Origin of the sequence: Armatimonas sp. (genome assembly GCF_043760365.1) — a bacterium.
Lineage (GTDB): Bacteria > Armatimonadota > Armatimonadia > Armatimonadales > Armatimonadaceae > Armatimonas.
On sequence record NZ_JAYUPA010000238.1, the window covers coordinates 1 to 17,440 of the forward strand.

A 17,440-nucleotide genomic window follows, 5' to 3' on the forward strand; every position below is an offset into this window, starting at 1 on the left:
GTATTCAGGACTGGTTAAGCGCGGCGCAGGCCGAACTTGACCGGGCGCGTGAGGGAACCGGAGCCGCCGCCGCACTGCAAGCAACTTATCTCCAGTGGACCGACGATGACCCGAATCGCCCCGATGCTGCCCTGGCGGAGCGGCTCGCACGTCAGGAGAAAGACGGGCAACCCGGCCCCTTGGCAGTACGGATGAGCGAGCTCTCCCCCAGTCTGCGGGCGCAAGTGGACAAGCAGATCGCCGCGTTTCAGAATAACAACAACGGCGACCCGAACCGTGCGCCCCTCAACACCGAGAAGATTCTCTATTCCCCACGAACCGAGCTGGAGCTACTCGTTCCTGGCTACGACCCCATTCCCGTGCGCTGGCTCGGCGCGGAATTTCGTTCCCGCACCACGTCCGCGCTTCCTACGGCCCCCAAAGACAGCCCCCCGCGCACACTCGCGGTCGCGATTCAAAGCGAGAGCGAGGCACAGCTCGCGGTCACTACGGCAAAAAACCAGGGATTTACAGCACTCTGGGTACAAGTGGGGCTAGACGACGCGGGGCTTTTGGCAGCAGCAGTGAAGGCAGGCAAGGCCGAGGGACTGCCCGTGCAGGCCCTTGTACGGCCCCTGCGTGCCACCATCGGGACGGAAATAACGGTCGAGCCAAAGCGCTCCTCGATCTACCTGCGCCCCGATGCTCTGGAGAGCCAGGCCGCCGTCCTGCCGCGCCTCAAAGCACTTGCTGCAACGCCCGGGCTGGCTGGGCTCGTGCTCACGGATCTCTACCCCACCGGCTACCAGCGCGACGAGACGAAGGCGAACTGGAGGGAAATTCTGGGCTACAGCGAGAACCTGCGCCTCGCGTGCCTGCGCCAGCAAGGTGCCGACCCCGTGGACCTCACCGATGCTCAGCTTTCGAGTAGTTCGGTTCAGTTCCCTATACAGATGGTGAGCTTTATCAGCTTTAGTCGTGTCTCCACGCCCATTTCGGAGTGGTACGGCCCCTCGCGCGGGCTCTGGGAACCGTTCTACCGGGTACGTCAGGATGCCGCCGATGCCTTCGCCGACAGCCTGCTCTCTGCGCTCAAGGCCGCCTCCCCCGGCATTTTGCTCACCCGCCTGAGCCGCGATACCCGCAGTTTCTCTCCGACTCAGCGCCGCCTCAGTGTCCCGACATCGTCGCGACCCAATAGCCTGGGTCACTTTCTCGCCCAGTGGCACGAGGTTACCCGGGAGAAAAAACTGCCCGAGAGCATCGTCTTCGATGCCTCCGACCGTTCCTTAAGCGAGGCACTCGCCGTTCTCAATAAGCTACCCCTCCCCTAGCTGCCAGAACCTCTCCCCTAGCCCCTCTCCCGGGCGTTCGTTCCTCACTGGGAAAGGGGAATTGTTTGCCCCGGAGCCCAGAGTGAGCGAATGTCCTCGCCGCGTGCCTCGCGCTCGGTGAGGTCTTGGAGGAACGTGACGAAGCTGATTTTGGGAGTCCAGCCGAGCACGCTCGCCGCCTCGCTCATGTCGTGCTGCTCGACCCGCTCGGGGAACATGATGCCGTATTTTGCGATCAGCGCCCCACTTCCCGGCACCTGCGCCTCGCACCACGCCAGGCCGTGCGTCGTGAAATCCTCTCCCACTTCGGCGGGCATCCCGTGGTTCGTGTGGATCACGGAGCGCAAGACCCCAAAGCCGCCTTCCAGTCCGCGCTCAATAGACGCCACATTCGATGCCGCCACATCACGCACATCCACCCCGTTGCGTAGCAGCTTCTCCCCAAACGCCAGATAGGGCTTGGGCACAAAGTCGTGGTAGCGCAAGAGCGTGATGGGGTTGCCCGTGCGGTGGTGCCACGTCCGGCACAGATCCTCCCCAATCACCTTCGTCACCGAGTAGACCCCGCCGTGCCCGTAGGCCATCGAGGACGCATACGCCACCGTCTTCACCCCGAACTTCACACACGCCTCTAAAACATAAAACGTCCCGTCCACGTTCACCGCAAAGATCGTCGCATCGCTCACCGGAGGAATGTGCCCACAGTGCCACGCCGCTAAATGGACCACCGCGTCGCAGCCCTCCACCGCCGCCTCCACATCCTGCGGCGAGCGCGTGTCGCAGCGCATAAACTCCACGCCTTCAAAGCTCGCATCTTTGGGCGGCGCACCCACATCCGCCATCCGCACGTCGTAGCCCGCCGCCAGGAGCTGCCGCACCGTCTCGCGCCCCGCCACTCCCGCCGCACCCGTCACCAATACTTTTGCCATAGCAACACTCTACAGCATCTTCTTCAAGTAGCGCCCGGTGTGACTGGTTTCGCATTTTGCAATATCTTCGGGTGTTCCGGTGGCGACGATGACACCGCCACCGTCGCCGCCTTCGGGGCCGAGGTCGAGCACCCAGTCGGCGCACTTGATGACATCGAGGTTGTGCTCGATCACCAAGACCGTGGCTCCGGCGTCTACGAGGCGCTGGAGGAGCGTGAGGAGTTTTTCGATGTCGGCGAAGTGTAGGCCGGTGGTGGGTTCATCGAGGATATAGATCGTCGCGGCGTGGCTGCGCTTGGAGAGCTCGGTGGCGAGCTTGACACGCTGGGCTTCGCCGCCGGAGAGCGTGGTGGCGGGCTGGCCGAGCTTGATGTAGTCCAAACCCACATCGGCGATGGTCTTGACCTTTCTTGCGATGCGCGGGACGGCCTCAAAGAACTCGACGGCCTCACCGACGGACATATTGAGGACATCGCTGATGTTCTTGCCCTTATACGTCACCTGCAGCGTCTCGCGGCTGTAGCGAGCGCCCTTACAGATCTCGCAGGGGACGTAGACATCGGGCAGGAAGTGCATCTCAATTTTGAGGATGCCGTCGCCCTGGCACGCCTCGCAGCGCCCGCCTTTCACGTTGAAGGAGAAGCGCCCGGGGCCGTAGCCGCGCACTTTCGCCTCGGGCGTGGCGGCGAAGAGATCGCGAATGAGATCAAAGGTGCCCGTGTAGGTCGCGGGGTTGGAGCGCGGCGTGCGGCCAATCGGGGACTGGTCAATGTCAATGACTTTCTCCAGAAACTCAATCCCGTTGATCCCCGTGTGCGGCGCGGGCACCATGTGCGAGCGGTAGATCTCGTTCATCAGGCGCGGGTAGAGCGTGTCCTGAATCAGCGTGGACTTGCCCGAGCCGGAGACGCCCGTAATCACCGTCATCGTGCCCAGAGGAATCTGCGCCGTGACATTTTTCAGGTTGTTGCCCCGCGCCCCGACAATAGTGAGAAAGCGCCCGTCGCCCTTGCGCCGCTCGGCGGGTGGCTGAATTTTCTTGCGCCCGGACAGATACGCCCCCGTGATGGAGTCCGGCGACTCTTTCACGACACTGGGCGGGCCTTGCGCCACGACGTAGCCACCGTGAATCCCTGCGCCCGGCCCAATATCAATCAGCCAGTCGGCGGCTTCCATCGTCTCTTCATCGTGCTCAACCACCAGAATCGTGTTGCCAAGGTCACGTAGCCGGATCAGAGTTTCAATGAGTCGGGAGTTATCGCGCTGGTGCAGACCGATACTCGGTTCATCGAGGATATACAGGACACCCATCAGGCCGGAGCCGATCTGAGTGGCGAGCCGGATACGCTGCGCCTCGCCGCCCGAGAGCGAGCCCGCCGTCCGATCCAGCGTTAAGTAGCCCAGCCCGACGTTTTTCAGAAAGCCCAGCCGCGCACCGATCTCTTTTAAGATCTGCCGGGCGATAAGCTGCTCCCGCGCCGTGAGAGTAAGCCCCTCGACAAAGGCGACGGCGGCGGCAATCGAGTACGCCGTGATCTCGGAGACGTTCTTGCCACCAAACAAGACGCCCAGTGCGGCGGGCTTGAGGCGCTGCCCCTTGCACGCCGGGCACGGGTTGATACGCCGGTACTGCTCCAAGTCCTGCTTGATGTAATCGGAGGTTGTCTCGCTCCAGTGGCGCTCCATGATTGCGATGATGCCGGGAAAGTCCGTGTCGAAGTGCCGCGTGCGCCCAAAGCGGTTCTTGGACTCCATCGTGACGTTGCCCTTGATGCCCTTAAACAGTGGCTCAAGCTGCGCGTCGGTGAGGTTCTTGACGGGGGTCTCCATCGTGAAGTCGAGTTTTTTGGCGACGGCAGCAAAGAGCGCAGTGCGTCCCTCGCTCATGATCTCCTTCCCAGACTTATAAACAAAATACTTAATCGCGCCCTGCCCGATACTCATCTCGCGGTCTGGTGCGATCAGCTCGGGGTCAAACTCGGACTGCGTACCGAGTCCGTGGCAAGTCTCACACGCGCCAAAGGGAGAGTTAAATGAAAACGTGCGGGGCTCGATCTCTGGCAGCGAGATGCCGCAGGCCGTGCACGCGAAGTTCTCGGAGAAAAGCTGCTCGTCACCGCCGACAACCTCCACCCCGACCAGGCCCTTGGAGCGCTTCAACGCCGTCTCCACCGAGTCCGCGACCCGCTTCTCAACGCCGGGCTTGACCACAATACGGTCCACGACGATATCAACATCGTGCTGCTTATAGCGGTCGAGCGCCGGGACACTCTCCAGATCATAGACCGTGCCGTCTACTCGGACGCGCGCGAAGCCTTCTTTTTTCAGCTCCTCTAGCTCTTTCTTATACTCCCCCTTGCGCCCCCGAATAATCGGTGCGAGCACCTGAAGCCGTGTCCCCTCCTCCATCGCCATCACCACATCCACGATCTGACTGGGCTGCTGCTGAGTCACTGGCTTGCCACACTGAGGGCAGTGCGGCGTCCCCACACGCGCAAAGAGCAGGCGGAGATAGTCATAAATCTCAGTCACTGTTCCCACGGTCGAGCGTGGGTTCTTCGACGTGCTCTTCTGGTCAATGGAAACGGCGGGCGAGAGGCCGTCAATCTGATCCACATCAGGCTTGTCCATCTGACCGAGAAACTGCCGCGCGTAGGCCGAGAGCGACTCGACATAGCGGCGCTGCCCCTCGGCAAAGAGCGTGTCAAAAGCCAGGGAAGACTTCCCAGAGCCAGAGAGGCCAGTAATCACGACCAACTGGTCGCGCGGAATGTCAATATCGAAGTTCTTGAGATTGTTCTGGCGGGCGCCACGGACGACGATATGCGAGTGCAAAGAAGATGACGAACGAGTGTTCACCTGGAGATTTTACCACACTCACTACGGCTTTTCGGTCAGTTTTTTCACGATCTCTGCCACGCTGTGTGCAGAAAAATCAACAGCCTCGCCCTCAGGTTGCCCTGTCGAGGCACGGAGCACCTGGTTTTCGTCGGGATTGAGACCCAGCAAGCGCCAGCCAAGTCGTTTTACTGCGCTCCCACCCAGTGCACGTCGCTCAACTTTAGGAAGCGGCTTTTCTGCAGGCCAGCTCAAAAACCACGGGCAGCTCTGGTAGAGCCAGCCATCATTCTGCCAGAGCGCCGCACGTTCTAAAAACGTGGGGAGCTTCGGGGCGACACGCCTCAGCTCCTGCCGCAGTGAGACCGCAAACGCCTCCGCGCGTTGCGTGCGCCACTGCTGCCAGCTCTCCCCCAGAGCACTGTCCTGTTTCACCAAGGGATTCAGCTCCTCTCCTTCCAGATAGAGGCTCTCCGAGAGAATATCGGCAGGATCAACGCCCTTCGCTTTTAGAAACGCGAGCCGGTTTTCTTTGGAGTACCCCAGGTCACCCGCCGCGCCGTAGACATAGCGCCCTCGCTCCGGTTGGGCAACCATGCCATAGCCAGGAGGCAGAATATCGCGCAGAACCATCCCCGCCAGCCCCGCGACTCGTGCAAGAGCGAGCAGCCGCCGGTGTGCGTTCTCTACAGTGTCGCGGTCTTGCAGATCCAGCCAGGGCGGCTCTATCACTCCCAGCCGTCGGTGAGCATACTGCGCCGAAGTCTCGCCCAGCACATTCAGATCAGGCTTGCCTGGTGCGCCTCTCAGCACAGAAACCACTCCAAGAACAGGCAAGAGCCGCAGTTCTGCCGCCACCATCAGCACCTCGGGCGGAGCTTCTAGCCAGAGCGCCAGGGCTCCCGCCGATTTCGCCGCTTGTGCGAGATCACGCGCCTCCGTCAGGGTACTGGCCCGTGCTAGCAGGGCGCGTCCTTCAAAACTCATCGGTGGCGCAGGCAGATCGGCAACCCAGTTATGTATCGGAACCAGCGGGTTCTCATTGGCCTCCCCCACCCCAGGAATCACCAAGCTCCACCACGGGTGACAGCCCACCAGAACACTCTGACTGTCCATCTTGATATCCAACCCCGCTTGCTGGTACCCCGGTGTGTCACTCAGACGCGCCATCTCATCAATCGCACTTGTGATACGACCTTGAAGGGGCGATGGTAGCTCCGTGAGGGAGACCTCGGCTCCCATCTCGCTCCGGGTGCTCTTGTGAGCGCCAAGTGCCTTCTTTAAGAGTGCTGGCGAGAGTGCCGCTGGGTCATGCGCATCAAAAGTCAGGTAGTCCATAGGCTTCAGAGCCGTGATGCGCTGGTTGGGCTTTGCATCGTCTTGACTGCTCTGTTTGCGGCGCTCCAGAAGCGCTTCCTCCAGTGGCACTCGCCCCGTATCCAAGGGGATTGTGTCTGGAACCAGCAGCAAGACACCTCCCAAATCGCGCACCGTCGCCGTCGCGCCCAGACAAAGCGCTTGAAGCAGCTCGCCTGCGGATGCCTGCGCTCCACGGATAAATATCTTGTGATTTTTCAGCCGTACCTCAACCTGAAGGGGCAGGCGGGTGGCCTGAGCAATCCGTACAACCAGCTCATCTATCGTAAGCGACTCACTTGCCTCTAGTGAAATAACCTGCCGCAGAGCACCAAGTCCGCCCGGAAGCGGCTTAAGCGTATTGGGCACTTCACGGGTAACGCTTTCATCGAGGGCACTCTTCACTGGGGGAGAGTCCACCAGAACGGTGGGAATAAGAATACGCTCGGGCTCGTTGTTGACCCGTCTGTGAAAAACAATCGAGAAGACACCGTTTTTCTCGTTGAGTTTTTTGCCCTCAACTCCCCCAATAAGCTTCACTCGAAGACCCACTTCGTCACGCTGGACATCTGTTAATGTGACGGGCATCCCTATCTTGAAGGTCTTTGGGTCACGCACACGAAAGCGAAACGGGCGCGGAATCAGTGCCTCGAAAAATGCCTGCTGTTTGGTGTTGAGATCGCGGCTACGCAGCCCCTGAGGGCTGGCAAGCATGCGCCACTGTGCCGGGTTGCAGCTTGCCAGAAGCTGGAGAAGTGCAGTCTGCTCCCCTGTTTCGTCGTCTCTATCTGATCTCGGCAGAGTACGCTGCCAGACACGCATCGTAGAGGGGACAAGCACAGTCACCCGTCCAATACGCTTCAGCGCTCCCTGGCTTCGCCGGGCTAGCTCCTCGGGCCACCAGCCATCGGGCGGTGGGAGCTCTTTCGTAGCCAGTACGCCACGGGATTCCGGCGAGATGGAGAGGAAAATCCCCTGACGCTCAGGACTCCAGCGTAGGTTGGGGAGAAGCTGCGCTAGCGGAACAACCTCCTGGTTGGCATGAGTAGAACGAGGCATCCCAGTCAGTGTAGCATAAAAATATCCCGAAGAGCCAAACTAAGACTGTCTACATTCGTTCACACGCGGTATAATTTCTTCTATGAGCCAAGCTGCGCTATACCTCGACTATGCCGCCACGACCCCCACCGATCCCCAAGTGCGTGATGCGATGCTCCCCTTCCTTGGGGAGAGCTTTGGGAACCCCTCTTCTGTCCACCGGATGGGCCAGACCGTGCGCCGGGCTTTAGATGCTGCCCGCGATACGCTTGCCGCTGCCATTGGCGCGGAGTCCGGGGAGATTTATTTTACTTCAGGCGGGACGGAGGCCAACAATCTGGCGCTGCTTGGCGTGCTGATGGCCACCAAGGAGCAGGGCCGTAACCACTTAATTACTAGCCCCGCTGAACACCATGCTGTCCTTGACACTGCGCTTTTCGCACGCGAGCTTGGCTTTGAGGTCACGCTGGTACCCGTGGACGAGTACGGTATGACGCATCCCGAGCTCATCGCTGAAGCCCTTACAGATAAGACGGCGCTCGTCTCGGTGATGCACGCCAACAATGAAGTCGGGACGATCAATCCGATTGTGGAGATTGCAGCGCTGGCCCATGCGCACGGGGCGCTCTTTCACACCGATGCCGTGCAGACTCTTGGTGCGCTTCCGATTGATGTGACGGCGCTCGGCGTTGATTTGATGAGTGTCTCGTCGCATAAGATCTACGGCCCCAAAGGCGTCGGGGCGCTCTACATTAAGAGTGGCGTGAAGTGTGCGCCGCTCTTTCATGGCGGGAGCCAGGAGCGCCAGAAGCGCCCCGGCACGGAGAATGTCCCGGGAATTGTCGGCTTTGGCAAGGCGGTGTCTCTCCTGCCTGAGTGGCGCGACGAAGTGGCGGCACGACTCCTCCCACTCCGCGATAGCTTTATCGCCCGCTTCCCACTAGCCTCGCTCAACGGCCACCCGACACAGCGGCTTGCGAGCAACACCAACCTGTCTTTTACTAAGCCCGACGGAGAAACAATGCTTCTGGCACTCGATCTCTGGGGCATCTGCGCGTCGTCGGGCTCCGCGTGCTCCTCGGGCAGCATTGATCCCTCGCATGTCCTGAGCGCAATGGGCGTCCCACGCGAGCGAGCGTTAGGGGCAGTGCGCTTCTCCCTGGGCCGCTACACAAGCGCCGAGGAGCTAGAAAAAGCTGCGGGGATTATCGAGCGCCTCGTGGCCTCGCAGTTCTAGCTCGCTACGGCTTGAGAAATGTGACGATCCCAATCATCACCAGAAACACCGCGAAGGTGAGCTGAAGTGTCTTGGGATTCGCGTGTCGTGCCAGCCTCTGGCCGATCGCCATTCCGACAATCGCAATCGCGAGAAACGCCCCGGCAAGCCCCCAACCGATATGGACGTGGCCGATGTAACCCACGAGTGCGGCGGCGGCATTCCCCGTGATGATCCAGACGGATGTCGCTGCGGCGCGTTTCAGGGAGAGCGGGGTGACTGTGGTCAGTGTTGGGACAATCAAGAACCCGCCCCCCACCCCGACCAGCCCGGTGAGCATCCCCGTTGCCAGCCCAGCAATCGGCGTTATCCAGGCAGGAATGCGTCGCGGCTCTTTCGGGTGAGCTGGAGCCATTGCGCGCAAGTACATCGCTTCAGCGGCAGCCAGCACCACGGCTCCAAAAAGCAGCTTCAGCGCCAGCTCCGGGACGAACTTAGAGACCATCGCCCCGCCCCAGGAGCCCAGCAAGCCACTCACCAGAAAGGGCAGCGCCACTTTGAAGTCCGGGCGCGCCTCGCCAGGGTCCCTCTGACAGCGCCGAAGGGTCATGAGCCCGCCAATCAGCGCCGCGCTTCCCACCACGAGCAAGCTCGTCGCGCTGGCCTCGCGCTGAGGCAGGTGCGCCGCGTACTTAAACGCGGGAAGCGCCAGAATCGCCCCCCCCGCCCCGAGGGTTCCCAGTGCTAGCCCCGTGAGCGCGGCGAAAGCGGCGAGTGCCAGGTTATTTTCTATCGGCAGCATAGTGGCTCAGCAGCATTATACGCGGATCAGGGCGACTGCACGCTCCAACTCGTCGGCACGGTGGTACGCATGAGGTGAGAAACGAACCCAGCCGCAGCGAACGGCGGCCCAGACACCATTCGCATCCAGATGCGCCAGGACATCGTCGTTGGTGTAGCGGGGATGCCGAAACGCGACTATCCCACTGTGGCCGTCGGTGGGGCAGACTTCCATCCCGCGCTCGCGCAGAAGCTGACGCAGCCGCGCGGCACTCGCCAGCACCGCCCGCTCAATCTCGCCCATCCCCACGGCCTCCAGCAGCCCAAGCGACACGTCCAGGGCCGCTGTCGCCAGTATCCCGGGGCTACCTTCCTCGAAGCGATCTGCACTCGGCCGAGCGTCCTCGAAGCGCAGCCGATCCCAGTGAAAAGGGTTATTCACCCAGTTCCAGCCGACATTGGTGGGGAGCAGCTCGCTCAGGCGCTCCGGCTTGATGTAGAGTGGCCCGATCCCCGCCGGTGCAAGCAGCCACTTGTGACAGCCCCCCGCCGCAATATCCGCACCGCAGGCAGTGAGATCGCACTCCAGCGCACCGAGACCCTGGATGACATCCACTACGAACCAGATTCCTCGTGCCTTGCAAAATGCCCCAAGCTTCTCCAGTTCCATGCGCTGCCCGGTTCCCCACTGCACCCAGCTCACCGCCAGAGCACGGGTATTCGCATCGCAGGCCGCGATCAGCGCGTCCTCGGAGAGCAGGTCGGTGTTCGTGGGGCAGGCGACAAGGCGTGTCTCGACGCCACGGCTCGCTTGCGCCTGCCAGGGATAGACCACCGAGGGGTACTCGCACGCCCCCACCACCACATTCTCACCGGGAAGAAACGGGATCGCCTGAGCGGCTATTGCGAGGCCGTGGCTGGTGTTGCGCACCAGCGCCACGCCCTCGGCAGGCACGTTCATCAGCCGGGCCAGTGCCCCGCGCACCCGCTGCTGGCGCTTCAGGTGCGCCCGAAAGGCCATCATTCCGTCGCCGTGGGCAAGCTCAACAAGCGCCTGCCCGACAGCAGTGGCAACGCCCGTTGGAATCGGCCCCATCCCGGCGTGGTTGAGGTGCACTCCGTTTTCAACACTCGGGAACTGTGCCCGAAACTCAGCCAGTGTCATTGGTCTTACCGGCGCGGTTTCTCTTTCCAGGCCACGACTCCATAGGCATCGGCGGCAGTAGTGACAGCCACAAAGCCGGATTCATGTAGCCGTTTGACCACGCCGCGTGTCACGGTCGCGCCGTGGCGGCTGTTCGGGTCCCCAATGTAGTGGAAAAGCCGTCCGCGCCGGGAAAGCACCCGAAATGCCTCCCGGTAAAACGCGCCCGAGTAGAGATCCCCCGCGAGCTGCAGGGTCGGTGGGTCGTGGATAATCAGATCGAAGACGGCATCCGGCATCTCTTTGACGAGAGCGAACGCGTCCCCGTTTTTGCGAGTGATATTCGCCTTCGAAAACAGCGGCTCCGACCACGGGTTCTTCGTCGCCATCGCCTCCACTCCGGCGTCTAGTTCGATCACCGTAACCTGGGCCGCTGTCTTTGCGGCGCAGATCGCCGTGTAGCCTAGGCCCATACAGGTATCCAGCACGCGCCCACTCACCGGCTGGCACGCCGCGATTTTGTTCTGAGTGTCCTGCCACGGATCCGTGCGCTTGGTGCGGTGCATAGGAAAGCCTGCCACCAACACAGTCGGAGCACCCTCAGGCTGCCCCCAGAGCGAGACGGCGCGGCGGGTGGTGGGTGAGAAGATATAGGCCCGCTCCAGAGTGCCGTCGGTGTTGACACTAAAACAGCCCGTGTCGTGATCCGCCACCTCTCTAACGGCATCCCAAAGCACCAGCGTTCCGTCGGGAAGCTGCACTCCCTCAGCCGAGAGCGCCACCGTGCAGGTCGTTAGGTTCAGATCGAGCGTCGTCTCCAGCGACTCCACTGCCGCCTCATGCGCGACGAGCCAGGGCAGTGCCTGCCAGCGGCAAATAATAGGCTCACTCATCGTGTAAAACTCCAGGCGACGGGTTGGCCACCGGTGTAGGGCATGACCCCATGAAAAGGCCGTGGGTCGTCGTCAAAGACCAGCGGAAGAAAGTGCTTGTCGCCAGGCCAGAGCGGCAGCTCGCCGCCGAGCAGCTTTGCCAGCGGCTGCCAGCTCAGCGTGCCTTCGTCGTTGCCGACGCTGACATTGCCAGTAAACTCCGTAATCACAAAGAGAAACCCGAACCAGTCCTCGCCACTCTTGCCAAAACCGGGCCAAGAGAGCGTCCCCCGAAGACACATCTCCGTGACGGAAATCCCCGCTTCTTCGTGTAGCTCGCGCTTCATCCCGGAGGCGACGTCTTCCGTTGGTTCGAGCTTGCCCCCGAGGCCGTTGTACTTCCCCAGCGCGGGATCGTCGGGGCGGGCGTTGCGGTGGATCAGCAGAACCGCGCTGCGATCGGGTGAGAGCACGTAGCCTAGCGTGGCTAAAATCGGAGTGTACGGCATGCCTATTTAAACGGATTCTTGAGCTTGTCGTAGATGCGTTGCTCCAGGTGCTCCAGCGAGACCTCACCGGACATGAGCCGCCCGACCAGCTTCGTGCCCGCCGGATTTTTGACCCCGAGGCGGTACGAGAGATACGGCGTTCTGTGGAAGACTTTTCCGACCCGAAGCGCCGCATCGAACTCCCCAGCGAGCTCCGTTTTAACCGCTTCGGTGTACTGCAAGGTAGTATTTGCCGCGAGCTGCTGCGCAGCGATTGCGCCCGTACGCACCGCGTACTGAATCCCCTCGCCAAAGAGCGGCTGCACCACACCGGCTGCGTCGCCTACGAGCAGCACACGCCCGTCTTTGGTGGCGAGCGGCTCCATCCCCGTCCAGAACGGGATCGGGTGTGCCCAGAGCTTGGGCGCGTCCATGCCCGTCGGGTAGATCATGCCCACGGAGCCAAGCATCGTGTGGATGGCGTCCATCAGGATCATGCCAACGTTCTGTTCGGCTTTCGGCTGGCGCGGGACGAGCATTCCCGCCCCTACGGAGAGATAGCCCGCTTTGGGAAAGATCCAGGCGTAGCCATTCTTCACCGAGCCGTAGTCCAGATAGCAAGCATCCCGCAAAATAGCCCCCCGGGTACCCTCTGGGTGATCAGGGGCGGGGGGGGCGTACTCATACGGAATCTCGACTTCCCGAGCGATCCCCCAGCGCTTTCCGAGGCGCAGTCCGGCACGCGCTCCAACAATCCCCTTGGCACCGTCGGCACCGACCACATACCGCGCCGTCCAGTTTTCTTCGCCCGCCGTGACCGTGACGCCCTCATAAGTAACCGTTATGTCACTGACCTTCACGCCCAGCCTTAGCACTGCACCGGCGGATTTTGCTTTCTCCACCAGATACGTGTCAAAGCGCGGGCGCTGCACCATCCACACTTCGGCGGGCTTGCCATCACGACACGTCATCTCCGCGAGAACCGGCGACTTACCGCGCCACGTATGGCGAAGCTTGGTCACCGTGAGATCGATGAATTTTTCGGGTTCCAGCCCCTCGACATGGCGTACCAACGACGAGGGAATTCCCCCGCCGCAGGGCTTGTAGCGCGGCAGGCTCGGTGCACGATCCAGTAGCAAGACCTTCAAGCCAAGCTCGGCACACTTCCAGGCACAGGTCGCCCCGCCGGGTCCCGCGCCCACAACAATCACATCAAAATTCATCTTCGCATTTTTCCCGCCGGTTGAAACCGGCGTCTTGCAGTGGCCTCGTTCCTCCGCCGCAAAGCCCGTGCCGGGCTACCAAGTACTCCCCCGCCGGGCGGGGGTTAGGGGGTAGGTTACTTCTCCAGTGTTACCGCAAAGACTTTTACCTTAGAGTCCGTGGGCAAGGTAATCGAGACCAGCTCCTTGGTGACAGCGATCGGGAAGACGATATGGCGAACGGTGAGCGTACCCGCCAGCTCCCCTTCCGGACGGTGCTGCCGAGGCGTCGTGAACGCGACGGCATCATCGCTGGCCGCTGGCGCGGCGATATCGCGCAGTACGCGTGTTCGGCTTTCGGTCGTGCCATCTTTGTAGCGCAAAATGACGGTCAGGTTGCGCTCCGCACCGCCTGTTGCCGTGGCGGCAATATGGGCGGCGAAGAACGCAGCCTTGGGAACCAGGAGAGCCTGGCTATTGCAGGACAGTAGATTTTTCTTGCCATCGGCACTGGAGCCGTAGTGAAAGACAATGCTCCGCGCCGAGACCGACGAGATATCTGAGAAGTACCCGGAAGGAAATAGACTGGTCTCCTGATTGAGGCCAAAGCGGTCAAACGGGAACCACTCCGCAGGTAGTGTCAAGCCTGCGCCGTCGAGATCCCCATCGCGTGTGCGTGCCTCGCTCGTGACACCGTCAGTGTCGTAGAGCAGGCTTAGATCCAGCGGTACTTGCCGTCCTCCCGTGACCGTGATTGGGATCTGGAGCATGTCGCCTGTCCGGCTGATCGGGTGCATGGGGAAAAATATCTCCGGGGGACGCATGGCAAACAGCGCCAGTACATAGCGCCCGGGCCGCTCCGGCACCGCGATCTCCGCCGTGACCTCAATAGACTCGCCGACGGAAACCTCACGCTCTAGGAACGCATTGAGGATCGCACGCCCTTGCGTTGCCCGCATTCCATCGGCCTGGAACCAGCGCCCCGTGACCGCCACGCGCCCCTTCTCCCAGCGCTTCAGACCCCGGTTGATGAGAGTCACTTTGACCCGGACACTCTTCTCCGCTTCCACAGTGTCCGGAAACTTTGAGTCGCTTGCCAGAGTTAGTCGCGCGTCGTCGTCACCGGGGTAGAGAGCCAGACGCTGCTCGTAGACACCCTGGATTTGCGCCGTCGCGACCGTGCGAGCAAGTACCCAACGCACCAGATAGCCCGCTTTTCGCAGGTCAGGCGACTCCAGGCGGCGCTCCGGGTAGGCAGGCTCTAGCGGCAACCCGTCTTTGCCGGTCAGTTCGATCAGGCTCCGGAGATCCGTCCATACTCCCGGCTTGAGCGCCTGCTGAACCGTGGTCGCTCCCGAGCCAACCACTTCTTTTCCATCGCCGCTGAGGATCTGGTAGAGAAGCTGTGTCTCCCCGGGCGGTAGTGCCTCTTTGCCGAGCCAGCGCAGCCGCAGCGTCGCCGGGAACTTCCCCCCCGTACGTAGGAGCGGCGTGAGTGTTGAGTGTGCAAACTGGACAGCATCAGCGGGCTTCTCCTCGACCCGTACCGGAACACTAATCCCGCTCCGCTCGCCAGGCACGAGCAGCTCCAGCCGCAGCTCGTAGCTCCCTGTGGGAAGGGGCTTGTTATCCCCAAGCAGGGTCGCAATCCCCAGTGAGACAGTCGTGGAGAAGCCAGGCAGGATAGACTCCCGCAGGGGAATGCGAACGGGTCCCTCAGCGATAAGCTTCCCATCCTGGAACCAGCGGTAGGTCACCTGCACGCTATCTTCTAGCGTGATGACTTTCCCCCCAATATTGGTCAGAGTGATCGGCAGTGCGGTCAGGGTTCCCGCCGCGAGCCGCCGGGGCAGATCGAGCGGGCTGAACTGAAGCAGTGCGGGCTTGCTGGGATCAGGGACGGTAAAGAGCCGCCGGGTGAGATCCACGTAAAAATCACCGTACTGGCGTGAGGGTGCCAGCTCCGTGGCACGGGTGAAGTCGTTCCAGGAGTCCAGCACAATCCAAGGCTCGCCGCTCTTATGGGCTTTCTCCCAGGAAGCGGCATAGGTCTCTCCCCCACGCCGCGCCAAAAAGGGCTCCTGCCCGCCCGGCGAGACGGTGGCAAAGGGCAAGCCGACGGCAATACTGATCCCGTCGGAGAGCCCGCCGAACTCCGCCGCAAACTTCTGGCGCAGCGCCTCCGCGATCTCAGGTGTAACCCCGGTGGTATCGGACAAAAAGACGGGGTAGACACTCACGCCCCCCACGCGCACAGTCGCACGCAGCTCCGGTGGGACAAAGGCAAACCAGCGCTGAATCGCCGCGTAAAGATCTCCCGTCGCCAGGGAACGATCCAGCCAGAGCCCCAGAAGCGGGAACGACTGGCGCTCCAGCTGCATCTCACGGCACGCAGCCACCAGCACGGTAAGCGACTTCTCCTCCATGGGCCCCGACGCAACATCCGGACTCCCGAGCTGCGTCAGCGCGACCTCCACGCCCGCCCGGCGTAGCTGCCCCAGCTCTGTCCGTGCCCAGCCCACACGATCCGATGAGTACCAGGGGCCGAAACCATTGGCGGGCTGATCCACCGGGACAAAGACTCCCGTCGCTCCAATAATCCCCTGCGGCGGAAACGTAAGTTTAGTGATATCCCCCTGGTAGGACAGTAAGAGCCGGGCAAAGAGCCGTCGCTCCCGCACACCATTGGCAGGCAGCGAGGTCGCGGTGAGCTGGCCCGGATCCACCGGGATGGGAACGGTAGGCACAACAGCGGCCTGCGCGGCGGGCGTGGGAACCGCAAAGCGCACACTCGCTCCCGGCCACTCACCGATCTTCTGCTCCCCGTCAATAAAGGGAGACACCGCTGTGGCCTGCAGTGTCAGCGGCCCAAAGCTCTCGGACTTCTCCAGCGCCGCGCCCACGGGAAAGATCGCGGGGGCAGCGACGCCCTTCTTGCGCACTGTCGCCGCGTAGGTAATCGCGGTCTTGGCGGCGAGCTTGCCGTCCACCCCGAGTGCGTCCCAGGGAATCGCCAGCTCAACGGAGTAGCCCCGGTCCGTATCATCCACGCGATTCAGGGTTCCCTGCCGCGTGACGCCGTACTTCACGGTAAAAAGCGGCTTGGGCGTACCATTCTCCAGAAACGTAAAGCCTCCCGCCACCGAGACCAGTATCGCACGCACGGGCTCATTGCCGATCTTGACGTACAGACCAATGCCATCGTCATCTTCGATGTTCTTGGCCATGGGTTCCTGATGGACTCCCAGAAGCTGGGCATTGTCTACCTGGAACGCCGCGTAGAGATAGTTGGCATCGTAGGTGAAGCGGGCCTCGGCCTGGGGAGCGGGTGCGGGTGTTTGTGCCAGCACGGCACGGGGCAGGAGGATCGCAAGCGCCGCCGTTGCGGCAAGTGTGTTTCTGAGCATAGTCATCCGCTTAGAGGGTACCCGATTACGGAAGGTTACAGTTTCCCCTCCCCCGCCTCGTTCCTCGGCACCCCCTCCCCATAAGGGGAGAGGGTTGGGGGGGGATAGAGGAGGCTTTCCAGCCCGGCCTGAACCCACCCGACGAACCCACCCGGCCTGAACCCACCCGACCTCGTTCCTCGGTCACCCTCCCTCTACGAAGGAGGGGCGGAGGTAGATTTAAAGACGTAGGGCGCGATAGAACGGCGTGGTGAAGGTACGTAGGGTTTTCACGGCCTCGTTGCGCGCTGCGGTGGTGGCTTTGGCGTGAGCCTGCGCCTCGGCACTGCTGCGCCGCGCGGTGGCGAAGGCTTCTCCTAGGGCGGCGAGGGCCGCAAGCGCGGGTGCATCGTAGCCCACGGAGGCGACGAGCGCGGCATAGGGTGCCTGCTGTACGGTCTTGAGCGTGGCCTGCAAGGCTGTCAGAAACTTCTCGCCGTCCTTGGGAATGCGCCCCGTGGTACCAAGGGCCGTGTGGATGGTCTTATCTAAGGTGGCGATCCGCACGGTCTCTCGGAAGCGCACAAAGCCACTCTGTGCCGTCCCCAGCGCCAACTTCGCCGCCGCCACGCCCTTCTCTGCCTCGCCCAGCGCCCGCTGCCGCGCCGCAAACGCGGTCACGGCGGCCTCGGCCAGCGTCGCCCCGTCGGTCAGCCGTGCGACGCTAAACCCGAGCGGCACCAGCTTTGCCAGGGTCGCCGGTGTCTCCAGCGCCTGCTTGATACTCTGCCGCGCCTCATTGATGTAGTTCTGGATCTCCTGATCCTGTTCCTCAGGGCTCCGCCGTGGTGCCTTCACCTTCGCTGCCTGTTCCCCCG

The 17,440-nt window shown here is 62.1% G+C and carries 12 protein-coding genes; 2 read left to right on the forward strand and 10 right to left on the reverse strand.

From position 1 onward, the window contains the following. The coding region (locus tag ACH2EH_RS05700) for a hypothetical protein (RefSeq protein WP_395139778.1) at positions 1 to 1,313 on the forward strand (1,313 nt) is incomplete at its 5' end. A gap of 44 nt (positions 1,314 to 1,357) precedes the next feature. Here ACH2EH_RS05700 and ACH2EH_RS05705 read toward each other — a convergent pair. The 3 genes from ACH2EH_RS05705 to ACH2EH_RS05715 are packed head-to-tail and all read right to left on the reverse strand — an operon-like array spanning position 1,358 to position 7,495. Further along, the gene (locus ACH2EH_RS05705) at positions 1,358 to 2,242 is read right to left on the reverse strand and encodes an NAD-dependent epimerase/dehydratase family protein (protein WP_395139780.1); all 885 of its coding nucleotides are present in this window, start codon (positions 2,240 to 2,242) and stop codon (positions 1,358 to 1,360) included. Between the two features lie 9 nt (positions 2,243 to 2,251). Beyond that, positions 2,252 to 5,077 carry an excinuclease ABC subunit UvrA gene (gene uvrA, locus ACH2EH_RS05710; protein WP_395139797.1) on the reverse strand — a complete coding sequence of 942 codons (2,826 nt, stop codon included), beginning with the start codon at positions 5,075 to 5,077 and terminating at the stop codon, positions 2,252 to 2,254. Between the two features lie 45 nt (positions 5,078 to 5,122). Beyond that, entirely contained in the window at positions 5,123 to 7,495 is a 2,373-nt protein-coding gene (locus ACH2EH_RS05715) for a hypothetical protein (protein WP_395139782.1), read from the reverse strand. An 82-nt stretch (positions 7,496 to 7,577) separates the two neighbouring features. Between ACH2EH_RS05715 and ACH2EH_RS05720 the strand changes: the two genes are divergently transcribed. Continuing rightward, a complete protein-coding gene (locus tag ACH2EH_RS05720; protein ID WP_395139784.1) occupies positions 7,578 to 8,711 on the forward strand; it encodes a cysteine desulfurase family protein in 1,134 nt (377 codons plus the stop codon). A 4-nt stretch (positions 8,712 to 8,715) separates the two neighbouring features. Here ACH2EH_RS05720 and ACH2EH_RS05725 read toward each other — a convergent pair whose 3' ends face one another. The 7 genes from ACH2EH_RS05725 to ACH2EH_RS05755 all read right to left on the reverse strand — a co-directional run. Continuing rightward, positions 8,716 to 9,492: a sulfite exporter TauE/SafE family protein gene (locus tag ACH2EH_RS05725; RefSeq protein WP_395139786.1), complete on the reverse strand. Its 777-nt coding sequence runs from the start codon at positions 9,490 to 9,492 to the stop codon at positions 8,716 to 8,718. Between the two features lie 15 nt (positions 9,493 to 9,507). Beyond that, entirely contained in the window at positions 9,508 to 10,635 is a 1,128-nt protein-coding gene (locus ACH2EH_RS05730) for an aminotransferase class V-fold PLP-dependent enzyme (RefSeq protein WP_395139788.1), read from the reverse strand. 5 nt (positions 10,636 to 10,640) lie between these two features. After that, complete coding sequence (locus ACH2EH_RS05735; RefSeq protein ID WP_395139789.1) at positions 10,641 to 11,507, reverse strand: methyltransferase; 867 nt, start codon at positions 11,505 to 11,507, stop codon at positions 10,641 to 10,643. Next, positions 11,504 to 11,995, reverse strand: a complete 492-nt coding sequence (locus tag ACH2EH_RS05740; RefSeq protein WP_395139791.1) for an NUDIX domain-containing protein — start codon at positions 11,993 to 11,995, stop codon at positions 11,504 to 11,506. Before ACH2EH_RS05740 ends, ACH2EH_RS05735 begins: the two co-directional genes overlap by 4 nt. A gap of 2 nt (positions 11,996 to 11,997) precedes the next feature. Next, complete coding sequence (locus ACH2EH_RS05745) at positions 11,998 to 13,197, reverse strand: geranylgeranyl reductase family protein (protein ID WP_395139793.1); 1,200 nt, start codon at positions 13,195 to 13,197, stop codon at positions 11,998 to 12,000. A gap of 116 nt (positions 13,198 to 13,313) precedes the next feature. Beyond that, positions 13,314 to 16,589 (reverse strand): hypothetical protein, encoded by a 3,276-nt coding sequence (locus ACH2EH_RS05750; RefSeq protein ID WP_395139794.1) that lies wholly within the window; start codon positions 16,587 to 16,589, stop codon positions 13,314 to 13,316. A 213-nt stretch (positions 16,590 to 16,802) separates the two neighbouring features. Continuing rightward, the coding region (locus ACH2EH_RS05755) for a hypothetical protein (RefSeq protein WP_395139795.1) at positions 16,803 to 17,440 on the reverse strand (638 nt) is incomplete at its 5' end.